General features: G+C 69.5%; 9 protein-coding genes. 4 read left to right on the plus strand and 5 right to left on the minus strand.

The features are described from left to right. Positions 1–4: 4 nt before the first annotated feature. The 4 genes from WMF20_RS13790 to WMF20_RS13805 form a co-directional block, all read right to left on the minus strand. A complete protein-coding gene (locus WMF20_RS13790; RefSeq protein WP_437613899.1) occupies positions 5–1,315 on the minus strand; it encodes an ammonium transporter in 1,311 nt (436 codons plus the stop codon). A 199-nt stretch (positions 1,316–1,514) separates the two neighbouring features. Continuing rightward, complete coding sequence (locus WMF20_RS13795; protein ID WP_129574792.1) at positions 1,515–1,946, minus strand: SRPBCC family protein; 432 nt, start codon at positions 1,944–1,946, stop codon at positions 1,515–1,517. Next, entirely contained in the window at positions 1,939–2,259 is a 321-nt protein-coding gene (locus tag WMF20_RS13800; protein WP_129581359.1) for an ArsR/SmtB family transcription factor, read from the minus strand. The genes WMF20_RS13795 and WMF20_RS13800 overlap by 8 nt, the downstream gene beginning before the upstream one ends. Positions 2,260–2,604: 345 nt before the next feature. Then, positions 2,605–4,257, minus strand: a complete 1,653-nt coding sequence (locus WMF20_RS13805; protein ID WP_437613901.1) for a 4-alpha-glucanotransferase — start codon at positions 4,255–4,257, stop codon at positions 2,605–2,607. Between the two features lie 292 nt (positions 4,258–4,549). Here WMF20_RS13805 and glgX point away from each other — a divergent pair, with 292 nt between their 5' ends. The 4 genes from glgX to WMF20_RS13825 all read left to right on the plus strand — a co-directional run bounded on the left by glgX (position 4,550) and on the right by WMF20_RS13825 (position 12,839). Next, positions 4,550–6,889: a glycogen debranching protein GlgX gene (gene glgX / locus WMF20_RS13810; RefSeq protein ID WP_437613903.1), complete on the plus strand. Its 2,340-nt coding sequence runs from the start codon at positions 4,550–4,552 to the stop codon at positions 6,887–6,889. A gap of 461 nt (positions 6,890–7,350) precedes the next feature. Then, positions 7,351–9,078: an Ig-like domain-containing protein gene (locus WMF20_RS13815; protein WP_437613905.1), complete on the plus strand. Its 1,728-nt coding sequence runs from the start codon at positions 7,351–7,353 to the stop codon at positions 9,076–9,078. A gap of 3 nt (positions 9,079–9,081) precedes the next feature. Then, complete coding sequence (locus WMF20_RS13820) at positions 9,082–11,430, plus strand: PKD domain-containing protein (RefSeq protein ID WP_437613907.1); 2,349 nt, start codon at positions 9,082–9,084, stop codon at positions 11,428–11,430. Next, on the plus strand, positions 11,427–12,839 hold the full coding sequence (locus WMF20_RS13825) for a c-type cytochrome (RefSeq protein ID WP_437613909.1): 1,413 nt from the start codon (positions 11,427–11,429) through the stop codon (positions 12,837–12,839). The genes WMF20_RS13820 and WMF20_RS13825 overlap by 4 nt, the downstream gene beginning before the upstream one ends. A gap of 28 nt (positions 12,840–12,867) precedes the next feature. Here WMF20_RS13825 and WMF20_RS13830 read toward each other — a convergent pair whose 3' ends face one another. Continuing rightward, positions 12,868–13,506, minus strand: coding sequence for a glutathione S-transferase family protein (locus WMF20_RS13830; RefSeq protein WP_129574797.1), 639 nt, complete (start codon positions 13,504–13,506; stop codon positions 12,868–12,870). Between the last annotated feature and the right edge of the window lie 50 nt (positions 13,507–13,556).

The raw sequence follows: 13,556 nt of genomic DNA on the forward strand, positions 1-13,556 counted from the left end.
TGGATCAGGCGCCTTCGCGCGCCAGGACCGGCGACGGGGCGGGCGCGGAGGAGGTCGGGGGGATCGACTCGACGGCGTGAGCGCTGCCCTCGCCGAGCGCGTAGGCCTCCTCGCCGTGGAGGACGCCGTCGAGGCCCTCGTCTTCCGTCTCGGTATCGACCCGGAAGCCCATCACCGCGTTGATGCCCTTCACGAGCACGAAGGTGACCAGCGCCGCGTAGGCGGCCGCGACCAAGGCGGCGATCGCCTGCTCGGTGAGCAGCGCCGAGTTGCCCTTGATGAGGCCGTCCTGGCCGGCCGAGTTCCACACCTTCGAGGCGAACACACCGGTGAGCAGGGCGCCGAGCAGGCCGCCCACGCCGTGGATGCCGAACGCGTCCAGGCTGTCGTCATAGCCCAGCTTGCCCTTCAGCATCACCGCGCCGTAGCACACCGCGCCCGCCGCGAGCCCGATCGCGACGGACGCCATCGGCCCGACGAAGCCCGCGGCCGGCGTGATGGCGACGAGGCCCGCCACGAGGCCCGACGCCACGCCGAGGAGCGACGGCTTGCCGAAGCGCACGGCCTCGATGAGCGCCCAGGCGAGCGCGCCGATGGCGGCCGCGATGTGCGTGTTCACGAACGCGACGGAGGCGAGCCCGTTCGCGGCCAGCGAGGAGCCGCCGTTGAAGCCGAACCAGCCGAACCACAGCAGGCCGGCGCCGAGCAGCGTCATCGTGAGGTTGTGCGGCACGATCTTGCGCGTCGGGTACCCCTTGCGCTTGCCGATCACGATCGCCATCACGAGCGCGCTCGCGCCCGAGGCGAGGTGCACCACGGTGCCGCCGGCGAAGTCGAGCGCGCCGCGCGCGAGGAGCCAGCCGCCCGGGTTCCAGACCCAGTGGCAGATGGGGCTGTAGACCGCGAGCGACCAGAGCAGCGTGAACACCACATACGACGAGAACTTGATGCGCTCGGCATAGGCGCCCGAGATCAGCGCCGGCGTGATGATGGCGAACATCATCTGGAACGCCATGAACAGGAGGTGAGGCACGGTCATCCCGGCGCGCGGCTCGGTGCCGACGCCGTTCAGGAACGCGTGATCGAGGCCGCCAATCAGCCCGCCCTTGGATTCGGCGAACGCCATCGAATACCCGATGGTCACCCACGCCACGGTCACGATGCCCATGGCGAAGAAACTATGCATGAAGGTGCTGAGCGTGTTCTTGGTTCGGACCATGCCCCCGTAAAACAGGGCCAGCGCTGGCGTCATCAGCAGGACCATTGCCGACGAGACCAGGAGCCAGGTGGTGTCCGAGGCGTTGATTTCGTTCACTGGTGGCCTCCTCGACGGCGAAGGTAAGAGGAGGCAGTTTTCCGGAATGTTTCGCCGGTATGTACTTCACGACCTCGTGAATCATGCCACCACGACGCAGCGAGTCAGGCCGCGTGGGCTCCCCAACCGCCGGCGCGCGGGGCGGACCGGCGTTTCCAGCGGGTCGATGGATTTGCAGTGCGGCCACATGCCGGCGGGGTCACCGCCACTCTGGGTAGAGGGCCTTCCCGGTCTCGAGGAGGCTCTTCATGCTCGAGAGGATCGCGGGCCAGCCGTTGCTGATGGCGGGGAGCACCTTGCTGTTCTCCTCGAACTGGTCGTGGGTGAGGGTGAGCTTCACGTGCGCGCCGAACTGGGCGAGCTCGAAGGTGACGCGCGACGAGCGTTCCCCGTGCGCGTTGCTCCATGTGTAGGAGAGGACCTTCGGCGGCTCGGCCTTGAGGACCTCGCCTTCCCAGTCGGAGGAGCCGTCTTCCTTGACGTGCTTCACGGCGGACCCGGGCTTCCACTCGGACTGGATGGTCCTGCCGCCCCAGTATTGCCGGGTGAACTCTCCGGTGGTCAGCGCCTCCCACACCTTGTCCAGGGTCGAGGCGATGTACGTGACGTAGACGAACTCGGGCTTACTCATCGTTGCTCTCTCCCTCCAGCGCGCGCTTGAGCGCGTCGAGCGCCCGCACGCGCTGGCGCTCGTATTTGCCTATCCATCGCTCGTAGATCTCGCCGATCGGCGCCGGGTTCAGGTAGTGGAGCTTCTCGCGCCCCTGCCAGACGACGACGACGAGGTTCGCGTCCTCGAGCACGGCCAGGTGTTTGCTGACCGCCTGCCGTGTCATGTCCAGCCCTTCGCAGAGCTGCCCCAGCGTCTGCCCGTTCTCGGCGTGCAGCCGATCGAGCAGCTTCCTGCGGCTCCGATCCGCGAGCGCCTTGAAGACCTTGTCCATCGAGCCGCTCACCGGCCCCATCATGCAACCGATCGGTTGCATGTCAATATGCAACCATCCGGTTGCCTGTCAAGCAAGTCCGCGATCGCTCCGCGCGATGGCCGAGGGTCTGTGCTCTCGAGGGGCCCGATGTCCGCCGCCCCTCTGCACATCGGTAGGCCCGAGGGGGTGAGCTCGTGGGGGCGCGGTGCGGGGGATGGGCCGATGTTTGAGCCTGAGATGTGAGCCATCCGGCTTGCCGGATGGCTCACATCTCAGGCGAGTTCGGCGGGGCCCCCGCGCCGCGCCCCCACGAGCTCACTCCCCTCGGGCCGGGCGTTTCAGCTCACCCGGCCCCGGCGCTACCTAGCCGCGCCCGCTCGCCTGGACGCTCTCCCGCACCCGCCCGAGCGCCCCCCGCACCTCGGGATCCCGGTCCATCTCCGCCGGCGGCGCCGGAAGCCGCAGCGACCAGTTCTCCGGCCCCACGGTCCCCGGCGTGTTGATCCGGTCCCGCGTCGCGAGCACGTCCTGCACGAGCAGCAGCACGAGCTCGCTCTTCGACCCGTGGATCAGGTCGAGCAGCGCCCGGTGCGTCTCCTTCGTGAACTCCCGCCCGAACTCGTGCCGCCGCGGCGCGAGCTGCGGCAGATCGAGCACCCCCGCGCGCTCCCGGTCGTCCCGCGACTCCCACCACGCCACCACCGAGTCGGTGTCGTGCGTCCCGAAGCACGCGACCGACAGCGGCGGGTATTCCGCCGGATTGCGGAACACCACGTCGTCCTTCTCCCAGATCAGCACCTTGTACCCCGGCACCCCGAGCGCCGTCAGCGACGCCCGCACCCACGGCGGCACCGCGCCGAGATCCTCCGCCACGAGCTGCGCCCCGGTCTCCGCCGCCCCCTCGATCATCGCCCGCATCACGCGCTCGCCGTGCTCGCGCTGCTCCGGCTCCTCCGCCGGATCGAACGTCGCCCTGGGCCGCTCGCCGCCCTGCCCCTGGCTCTTGCGCTCCGGGAAGATGTACGTCCGGTAGAAGCCGACCAGGTGATCGATCCGGAACCGGTCGCAGAGCAGCCCGGTGTAGCGGCAGCGCCGCCTGAGCCACGCGAAGCCGTTCTCGCGCATCCGGGCCCAGTAGTACGGCGGGAGCCCCCAGTTCTGCCCCTCCGTGTCGAACTGATCGGGCGGGGCGCCGACCGACATGTCGTGCCGGAACTCGCCCTGGTGCGCCCACACGTCGGCGCTGTCGCGCGACACCATGAACGGGAGGTCGCCCATGATCTCGACCCCCTTCTCCCGGAGATCCGCGCGCGCCGCCTCCCACTGCGCGTGCGCGAGCCACTGGACGTACTCGTAGTAGAGGATGTCCCGCGCGCGCTCCCGCCGCAGCCTCTCGAGCGCCTCCGGCCTCCGCTCGCGGATCTCCTCGGGCCAGTCCCACCACGCGACGCCGCCGAAGCCGTCCTTGAACGCGCGGAACTGCGCGTAGTCGGGCAGCCAGTCCGACTGCCGCTTCACGAACTCGGCCAGCTCGGCCGCGCGCGGCGTCTGCTTCGCGTGGTGCTCCCGCTCGAACCTGTCGAAGGCGAAGCGCAGCGCCCGCCCCTTCACGCGGCGCACGAGATCGTAGTCGACGCGCGCGCTCTGCTTCGCGCGATCGAGCGCCGCCATGTCGTCGCCGAGCGCCTCGCCGTAGAGCTCCGCCGGGAGCTCGGGCACGGCCGAGAGCGAGATGTACATCGGGTCGATGCCGAACGCGGAGAGCGCCATGTACGGCGACGTCTCGCCGCCCGACACCTCGCCGAGCGGCAGGAGCTGCACGAGGCGGAGCCCCGCGCCGCGCATCCACGCGGCGAACTCGGGGAGATCTCCGATCTCGCCGATGCCCCACGAGCGATCGCTGCGGAGCGAGAACAGCGGCACCGTCACGCCGGAGATGCGACGGCGCGCGCCGGACGGAGGAGGCGAGCTCTGGGACGAGCCCTGGGACTGATTTTCGGCAGAGGGGGAAGACATGGGCGTTTTTCGCTTGGCTCCAGGCGTTCGGGGCGGAGTCTATCCCGGCTCGCGCGCTTGGCGATGCTCCATCTGCTCGTCGGGCCGCCCCGGCGCCGCCGCGTCATCGCCCTGCCTGCGCGCGTCGGCGCGGGACCGGGCAGGCGCGCAGGCGGCGCCCGATCCCGGCGGCGGGCGGCGCCTGATCCCGGCGGGCGATCCGGGCTCCGGGGGCGAAAAATCGAGCCGGCCGCGCTTGTGTCTCGACAGCGGCGCCGATTTCGCGAATAGGGCGGCTCCACAGGTTTTTCCGATGACCAGACGCATATGGCCCGGCACGCCGACCCCCCTCGGCGCCGTCTATGACGGCGAGGGAGTCAACTTCACGCTGTTCTCTCAGTCCGCCACGAAGGTCGAGCTCTGCCTCTTCGAGGCCGTCGACGACGTCGTGGAGCGCGAGCGCATCGAGCTCCCCGAGCGAACGGCCCACGTCTTCCACGGGTACGTGCCGGGGCTCAAGCCCGGCCAGCTCTACGGCTACCGGGTGCACGGGCCGTACGATCCGCGCTCCGGGCAACGCTTCAACCCGGCGAAGCTCCTCGTCGATCCGTACGCGTACGCGCTCTCCGGCGAGCCGAACTGGAAGGCGCCGCTCTACGCCTACGACCGCGGCGGGCCCCCCGAGCGCGGCGACGGCGGCGGCGCCGGCCGGCCCAAGGAGGCGGGGCGCGACGGCGCGGCGGCCGACAAGGGCGAGGGCGGCCGCGCGGGCAAGGCGAGCGATCGCCGCGCCGCCGAGCCGCGCGTGAAGCAGGGCGCGTCGACGCCGCCGCCGCCGACCGTGCTCGACGACCTCGAGATCTGCCATCGCGACAGCGCCTGGGGCGCGCCGAAGTCCGTCGTCGTCGACCACCGCTTCGCGTGGGACGGCGACCGGCCGCCGGCGACCCGCTGGCAGGACACGATCATCTACGAGGTGCACGTCAAGGGGTTCACCCAGCGGCACCCCGGCGTCCCCGCGCACCTGCGCGGCACCTACGCGGGGCTCGCCTCCGAGGCGTCGATCGCCCACTTCAAGAAGCTCGGCGTCACCGCGCTCGAGCTGCTCCCCGTGCACGAGATGGCGAGCGAGCGCGAGATCTGGGAGCGCGGGCACATCAACTACTGGGGCTACAACACGCTCTCGTACTTCGCGCCCGCGGGCCGCTACTCGTCGAGCGGGCGGCTCGGCCAGCAGGTGGCCGAGTTCAAGGCGATGGTGAAGGCGCTCCACGCCGCCGGCATCGAGGTGATCCTCGACGTCGTCTACAACCACACCGCCGAGGGCAACCACCTCGGCCCGACGCTCTCCCTGAAGGGGATCGACAACTGGGCCTACTACCGGCTCGTGCCGCACAACCCGCGCTACTACATGGACTTCACGGGCTGCGGGAACACGGTGAACACGCGCCATTACCAGACGCTGAAGCTGGTGATGGACAGCCTGCGGTACTGGGTGACCGAGATGCACGTCGACGGCTTCCGCTTCGACCTCGCGTCGGCCCTGGCCCGCGGCCACCACGACTTCGACCGCCTGAGCTCGTTCTTCGACATCATCCACCAGGACCCGGTCCTCTCGCGGGTCAAGCTCATCGCCGAGCCGTGGGACGTTGGCGAGGGCGGGTATCAGGTCGCCAACTTCCCCGTCCTCTGGACGGAGTGGAACGATCGCTACCGCGACTCGGTCCGCCGCTTCTGGAAGGGGGATCTGCTCGCGGCCGACCTCGGCTACCGGCTCACCGGGTCGAGCGACCTGTACGCGTCGAGCGGGCGCCGGCCGTACGCGAGCGTCAACTTCGTGACGGCGCACGACGGCTTCACGCTGAACGATCTCGTCTCGTACAACGAGAAGCACAACGAGGCGAACGGCGAGGGCAACCGGGACGGCACGAACAACAACCACAGCTACAACCACGGGGTCGAGGGCCCCTCGAGCGACCCGGCGGTCGTCGAGCTGCGCGAGCGCCAGAAGCGCAACCTCCTCGCGACGCTGCTCCTGTCGCAGGGGGTGCCGATGATCAACGCCGGCGACGAGATCGGCAGGACGCAGCTCGGCAACAACAACGCCTACTGCCAGGACAACGAGCTCTCGTGGCACGACTGGGATCTCGACGAGCGGCGGCGGCAGCTCTTCGAGTTCACCTGCCGGCTCATCGCCCTCCGGCGCAGCCAGCCGGTGCTGCGCCGGCGGACGTTCTTCTCGGGCGGCTACGTGCACGGGAGCGGGCTCAAGGACATCGTGTGGTTCCGCCCCGATGGCGCCGAGATGACGCCGGAGGACTGGACCCACCCGAACGCGCGCGCGATCGGCTACCTGCTCGGCGGCGACGCCCTCTGGTCGTGCGGCCCGCGCGGCGAGCCGATCACGGGCGACACGCTGCTCGTGCTCATCAACGCGAACCACTCGCCGCTGGAGTTCGTGCTGCCCGCGATCGAGTTCGGCGAGCGGTGGGAGGTGCTCGTCGACACCCGCACCGCCGAGGAGCCGGCGCGCACGGTGCCGGCGAGGGCAGGGGGCGAGCGCTATCTGCTCGTCGACAGGTCCGTGGCGGTGCTGCGGCTCCTGGAGCGCAAGGAGAAGAAGAAGGTCAAGCGCGTGAAGGCGCGGACGTAGCCGACTGGCCAGCACGCCCCCGCGCCCCGCGCGGCCTCTCCTGCGGCCGCCGGGGTGACCTTCGACGACCGGGTGCCGGGCGCCGCGCCCCCCGCGCCGCGCCCCGCCCACGCCAGCCCGCGAGCACGCCTGCCAACGTTGGACTCCGTCGTCTGCGTCTGGCGACGCGCGCCAGCCCGAAGGAGGCATGGCGAACGCGATGAGGTGCATGGCATCCCTCGCGGCGCGAGGGCGCGCTGCTGTGCGTGAATGTTAACGTTAACAATAATTTTCTCCTTGAAACGTAGAACAAGCGTTCGCGGTTGACATCGGCCATGTTAACGTTAACATTGGCTCTCAACGGGTCGCCTCGCGTGTCCGCGGGCCCGGCGTGTCCGCTGCGACAGCGGTGGATACCGCCGGCGTCAAGCTTTCGCAGGCTGGCCATCCATCATTACTTACGCCTACAGAAGAGGATAGGGATGCGTTCGAAGACGATACGAATGCGTTGGCTCGGCTTTCCTTCGTTCGCCGCCCTGCTCGCGGCGTGCTCCGGCGGCGCCGACCTCGGCCCGACGCCGGAAGGAGATGGCGGCGGCACCGGCGACACCACCTCCGTGGTGACGGGCGCTGGCGGCGGGGCGCCGATGTCCACGGTGGGAGCCACGAGCAGCAGCTCCACGAGCGGCAGCTCCACGAGCAGCAGCTCCACGAGCGGCTCGGGTGGAGGCACCACGGCGGCTGGTACCGGCGGCGGCCCGGACGGCATCGAGCCGGACATGATCACCGCCCCGGAAGGCAAGCTACCGAACGTCCCGATGCCGGCGAACAAGGTCAATCTGCCGCGCGACAAATGGCGAGACGGCCTGATCTCGCCGACGGTCGAGGCGGGCCACCATCAGAACCAGCCGATCGTCATCAACGGCTACGTTCAAGGCGCCGGCAACGCCGAGATCGTCTTCTACGACATCGCCGATCCGGCCAATCCGAAGTTGCTCTCGCGCATGCTGAGCCCTGGCTTCGATCCCAGGGGAGGGCCCAAGGGCGTCGGCGAGGCGGAGTCGCACCAGACGTCGCTCGGCCGCTATGGTGACAAATTCTACCAGGTCACCACCTCGGGCACGGGCGTCGATATCTGGGACGTCACCGACGCCCGCGCGCCTCGTCACGTGAAGCTCGTCAAGCTCGAGGGCATCAACTACGGAGACTTCACCGACGCCGTCTGGGGCATGTACTGGCAGGGCAGCGTCATCTACGTCGGCGGCACCAACACGGGTCTGCACATCCTGGACGCCGCGGATCCCGAGGACGTGAAGTTCGTTAGGAAGATCCCGATCTCACAGTTCGGCGGCGTGAGCGCCGGTCCGCTGTGGGCCGTGGGCAATACGCTCGTCATCACGACGCCGAAGGACAACGGCGGCATCGCGACGATGGACATCAGCGATCCGATGAACCCGGTCGCGCTCGACTTCATCGCCCCGAGCAAGAGCTACATCTGCGGCCTGTACGGCAAGCACATCTACGTGCAGTCGCCGCTGCGCGTGTGGGACGTGCTGACCGATCCCACCGACATCGGCGCGGCCAATGCACCCCTCGCCACGCTGCCCGACTCGGCGTTCAGGGCCAAGGGCTACCCCGCCGGGTCCGAGTACATGAGCTTCTCCGACGGCTATATGTTCCTGGGTCACCTGCGGCCGGATGCCGGCGTCTCCAAGATCGACGTGCGCAACGTCAAGCAGATGTCGATCGAGAGCCGCATCTGGGGCCGGCTCGAGTTCACGAACGGGGACGATCAGTTCTCGATCCCGGTCGGCAGCCTGCTGGTGCTGGCCGACGACGAGCTGCCCTACCGCGGTATGGTCATCGCCGCGCACTCCACCGAGCCGGACACCACGCCCCCGACGGTCGACACGGTGCTGCCGAAGAACGGGGCGACGGGTCTGTCCAGGAAGTCGCGCATCGGCCTCAGCCTCACCGACAACGTCGAGATCGCCACGGTTCACCACGGCAGCTTCATCGTCCGGCCGGTCGGCGGGCAGCAGGTGAAGGGCAAGTTCGGCCTGTACATGGGCATCGTCAACTTCGACCCCGACGAGGACCTGATGCCGAACACGACTTACGAGATCGTCCTGCCGAAGGGCGGCATGAGAGATCTCGTCGGGAACGGGATCGCGGCCGAGTTCAAGTCGACGTTCACGACCGGTCCCTGAGTCATGCGCTCGCTCCCGAAGCTCCTCGGCCTGCTCGGAGGCATCTGCTCGGTCGCGGCCTGGCCGGCCGAGGCGCTGGCCATCACGGCCAGCGTCGCCGAGCGCGCGCCCTCGCTCGCCGGCGAGGCCGTCACCTTCGATCTGACGATCGGCGACGCGGTCGGCCCAGTGCAGGTGCGCTGGGACATGGGAGATGAGACGCGCACCGAGTTCACGGTCGACGACGTGCAGCAGGTGCACACCTACGCCGCTCCCGGCCATTATCCGGTGCTGGCGACGGTCAAAGACGATGTCGGGTTCACCAGCGTCTCGTTCGTGCACACGGCGCACCGGCCGCTGGTCGCGGGCAGCGCGGCGGGCTCGACCGACCTCGTCTACGACCCGCCGAGCGCGAAGGTCTACACGGCCAATTACGAGAACGACAGCGTGAGCGTGCTCGACGCGAGCGCGCTGACCAAGCTCGCGGAGGTGCCGGTGGCGCGCGGCCCGGTCGGGCTCGCGCTCACCGCGCAAGGCAAGCTGTGGGTGCTGCACCGGGACGCGCACGCGGTCTCCATCATCGACACCGCGTCGCTCTCGGTGGAGCGCGAGATCACGCTGCCGTACGCGTCGCAGCCGATGGGCCTCGCGATGAGCCCAATCGGGGACGCCGCGTACGTGACGCTGATGGCGGTCGGCAAGGTGCTGAAGCTGGACGTGGCGAGCGGCGCCGTCGTGGCCGAGCTCTGGCTCGGCGGCACGCCGCGGGGCGTCTCGGTGTCGCACGACGGCTCGCAGATCTACGTCACGCGCTTCATCTCCGAGGACAGCCACGGCGAGGTGGCGCGCATCGACGCGGCGACCTTCCAGGTGAGCGCGCGCTTCGCGCTCGCGGCGGACACCACGACGGAGGACACGGATCAACAAGGGCGCGGCCTGCCGAACTACCTGTTCTCGGTGGGGCTCTCGCCCGACGGCGCGTTCGCGTGGGTGCCGGGCAAGAAGGACAACATCTTTCGTGGTCCTTTTCGCGATCAGCTCGATCTCACCGACGACAACACGGTGCGGCCGCTCGTGGCGCTCCTGAACCTCGCGGAGGGCGTCGAGGACGTGGCGCGGCGCATCGATCTGGACGATCGCAATCTGCCCAACCAGGTCGTGTTCACGCCGCTCGGCGACTATGCGTTCGTCAGCGTCGCCGGCTCGGCCCTGGTGGAGGTCCGCGACGCCTACACGGGCGAGTTCGTGACCGCGCTGAAAGAGACGGGCTTCGCTCCGCGGGGCCTGGCGCTGACCGAGACCGACAAGCTGTTCGTACACGCGTCGCTCAGCCGCACGGTGACGGTCTACGACGTCGCCGATATCGTCAGCTCGCACGACCTCATCACCAAGAAGCTGGCCGAGATCCCGACCGTCGCCGCGGAGAAGCTCGACCCGCAGGTCTTGCGCGGCAAGCAGCTGTTCTTCAACTCGGCCGACATCCGCATGAGCGATCAGGGCTACATCAGCTGCGCGTCGTGTCACTTCGACGGCGCGGAGGACGGGCGGGTCTGGGACTTCGGCAGCGCGGGGGAGGGGCTTCGCAACACCGTCTCGCTGCTGGGGCGGCGCGGCTCGGGCCACGGCAACGTGAACTGGAGCGGCAGCTTCGACGAGATCCAGGACTCGGACGACAACATCCGCCACCTGTTCGGCGGGAAGGGCTTCCTGACCGCCGAGCAGCTCGCCGTGGGGACCGTCGGTACGCCGCGCGGGGACAAGAAGGCCGGCCTGAGCCCCGAGCTCGACGCGCTGGCGGCGTTCCTCGGCTCGCTCGACACGTACCGCCCGAGCCCCTTTCGCAACCCCGACGGCTCGCTCACCGAGGACGGCGTCGCGGGTCGCGCCATCTTCAAGCGCCTGGGCTGCGACTTCTGCCACACGGGGCCCGACGGGACCGACAGCGCGCGCGGCAAGCTGCACGACGTGGGCACCGTGAAGCCGTCTTCCGGGATGCGCGCGGGTGAGCCGCTGCTCGGCATCGACACGCCGACGCTGAACGGCGTGTGGGAGTCGGCGCCGTACTTGCACGACGGCTCCGCGCCGACGCTGCGCGACGTCCTCGTCACGGCCAACCCCGAGGATCGCCACGCCTTCATCAGCGGGCTCAGCGAAGCCGAGCTCGGGCAGCTCATCGCCTACGTGCTGCAGCTGGACGGCACCGTCGACGCGGAGCCGAGCGAGGACCCGCCGGCGCCGAGCGAGGCCGGTGGCTTCTTGGGCCTGGGCTGCAGCGCGACGGGCGGGCCTTCCGATGGCCGCGCGCCGCTCCTGGCCTTCGCGCTCGCGGCTGGTTTGATGACGTTCGGCGCCCGCCGCAGGAGGCCGTCATGAAGTACCTTCCGAGCCTGTGCCTGGCTTCGCTGCTGCTGACCGCGTGCGTCGTCGGCGACATCGGCGAGGAGCTCGCCACGGACCAGGCGACGATCGACTGGGACACGCTGCCGCCCGTGAGCGCCCCCGACCCGGAGCTGTGGATGCTGCCCACGCGCGAGGCGCAGTACCGCGCGTTCTGCGCCACGCCGCGCGGCGACAGCTTCTTCCGGGCGGTGTGCGCCACGCCGCGGCCGAACATCACCGACTTCGCCAGCTTGCTCAGGGTCGCGAAGCTCGACGAACATCGCGCCTTCGCGCTCACCGGCAACTCCACCTCGCTCGTGAAGAGGGCCGTCTCGGCCGTCAATCCGCGCATCATCATCTTTCCGCGCGTGTCCGAGATGCGCGAGAAGCCTGCTGAAATGACCGCGATCGGCTTCGTCCGCGGCGAGCCCTTCGTCGAGATCGCGAGCCGCGATGTTTCGACCGGCGACTACAACTTCTACCTGTTCACGTTCGAGCGGCAGTGTGACTACGACGGCGGCTGCGATCTCGCGAGCCTGCTCACCGAAGAGGTAGAGCACGGCTGGACCGCGTTCAGCGTTTACAGCGAGGAGGACGTCGAGAATACGTCGTTCGACTGTCGCTCGTGCCACCAGCCCGACGGCCACGGCACGAAGAAGATCTTGCGCATGCAGGAGCTGGAGTTCCCCTGGATGCACTGGTTCCCGCAGCGCTTCGTGCAGCGCACGGAGTCCGATCGGGTGCTCACGGCGCAGTTCGTGGAAGCCCACGCGCACGACGCGCAGTACGGTGGCATCCCCATCGCGACCATCCAGAATGCCATCGACGAGGGCAGCGGCGCGCACCTCGAGGCGTTGCTCGTCGCCGAGGGGCAGTCGGCGCAGCCGAACGCGTTCGACCCGCGCATCGAGGCCGAGATCAAGGGCGGCGCGTCGAGCCCGACCTGGGAGAAGCAGTTCGCCGTGTCGCTGGCGGGCGATTCGATCTCGGTGCCTTACCCGCTCGTGGACGTGACGGATCCCGCGCTCCGCGCGGAGCGGACCCGGTCTTACCTCGACGTTGTGACGGGCGCGGCCCCGCGACAATCCCTGCTCGACGCGCGCGACCTCTTCTCCGCAGACGCGAAGGTGAAGCTGGGCCTGGTGCCGCCGCCGGGGGCGAGCGGGCGCGCCGTGCTCACGCAGCTCTGCTCGCGCTGCCACGATGGTCGCGTGAACCCGGCGCTGAGCCGTGCCAACTTCAACGTGAAGAACCTGGACGGCATGTCGCGGGAGACGAAGGACGCGGCCATCCTTCGTTTGCAGGAGCCCGCGACCTCGCCGCTGCGCATGCCGCCCTGGCGCGCCGCCGACGATCTGCCCCCCGCGGAGCTCGCCGCGGCCATCGAAGAGCTGCGCAAGTAGCGCTGTCCACTCGTCGGCCGGCGAGACGCTACCCCGTCAGCGACTCCGCCTGCGCCGCGGCCACCCACTCCGCGAGCCCCGGGTGCCGCCACATCGTCTCGGCGTACTCCGCCGCGGCGCCCGTGAGCGGGACCGCGTACGTGCGGAACCGCGTGACCACCGGCGCGAACATGGCGTCGGCGATCGTGAAATGCCCGAATAGATATTCTCCCTTGTCGCGGTGCGCCCCCCGGCACTCGTTCCAGATCGACGTGACGCGGCTGATGTCGGCGTCCGCCGCCGCGTCGTGCGCGATCGGGGCGATCTCCCGGCGCAGGTCCATCGACATGGCGCTGCGCAGCGCCACGAACCCGGAGTGCATCTCGCTCGACACCGACCGGGCCAGCGCGCGCGCCGCGCGATCGGCCGGCCAGAGCCGCGCCTCGGGGAAGAGCTCGGCGACGTACTCGCAGATCGCGAGGGAGTCCCAGAGGACGAGATCGCCGTGCCGCAGCGCCGGGACGCGCCCCGACGGCGAGCGCCGGAGGAGCGCCTCGCGCGAGCCCGGCTGGTAAAGCGCGATGACCTCCTCCGAGAAGGGGGCGCCCGTGTGCTTCAGCGCGAGCCAGGCGCGGAGCGACCATGTCGAGTACGTCTTCGTACCAAGATACAGGACCAGCGGTTCCATGACACCTCCCGTCGGCTCGCCGCCCCGCGACGAACGCGGCGGGTTTTATC

It is taken from the genome of Sorangium sp. So ce834, from assembly GCF_051521425.1.
Classification (GTDB): Bacteria; Myxococcota_A; Polyangia; order Polyangiales; family Polyangiaceae; genus Sorangium; species Sorangium cellulosum_D.

What these genes read in the sequence shown, in the direction of transcription:
- WMF20_RS13795 (WP_129574792.1), bottom strand. Translation starts at nt 1,946, where the DNA reads ATGAGTAAGCCCGAGTTCGTCTACGTCACGTACATCGCCTCGACCCTG.
- WMF20_RS13800 (WP_129581359.1), bottom strand. Translation starts at nt 2,259, where the DNA reads ATGGACAAGGTCTTCAAGGCGCTCGCGGATCGGAGCCGCAGGAAGCTG.
- WMF20_RS13805 (WP_437613901.1), bottom strand. Translation starts at nt 4,257, where the DNA reads ATGTCTTCCCCCTCTGCCGAAAATCAGTCCCAGGGCTCGTCCCAGAGC.
- glgX (WP_437613903.1), top strand. Translation starts at nt 4,550, where the DNA reads ATGACCAGACGCATATGGCCCGGCACGCCGACCCCCCTCGGCGCCGTC.
- WMF20_RS13815 (WP_437613905.1), top strand. Translation starts at nt 7,351, where the DNA reads ATGCGTTCGAAGACGATACGAATGCGTTGGCTCGGCTTTCCTTCGTTC.
- WMF20_RS13820 (WP_437613907.1), top strand. Translation starts at nt 9,082, where the DNA reads ATGCGCTCGCTCCCGAAGCTCCTCGGCCTGCTCGGAGGCATCTGCTCG.
- WMF20_RS13825 (WP_437613909.1), top strand. Translation starts at nt 11,427, where the DNA reads ATGAAGTACCTTCCGAGCCTGTGCCTGGCTTCGCTGCTGCTGACCGCG.
- WMF20_RS13830 (WP_129574797.1), bottom strand. Translation starts at nt 13,506, where the DNA reads ATGGAACCGCTGGTCCTGTATCTTGGTACGAAGACGTACTCGACATGG.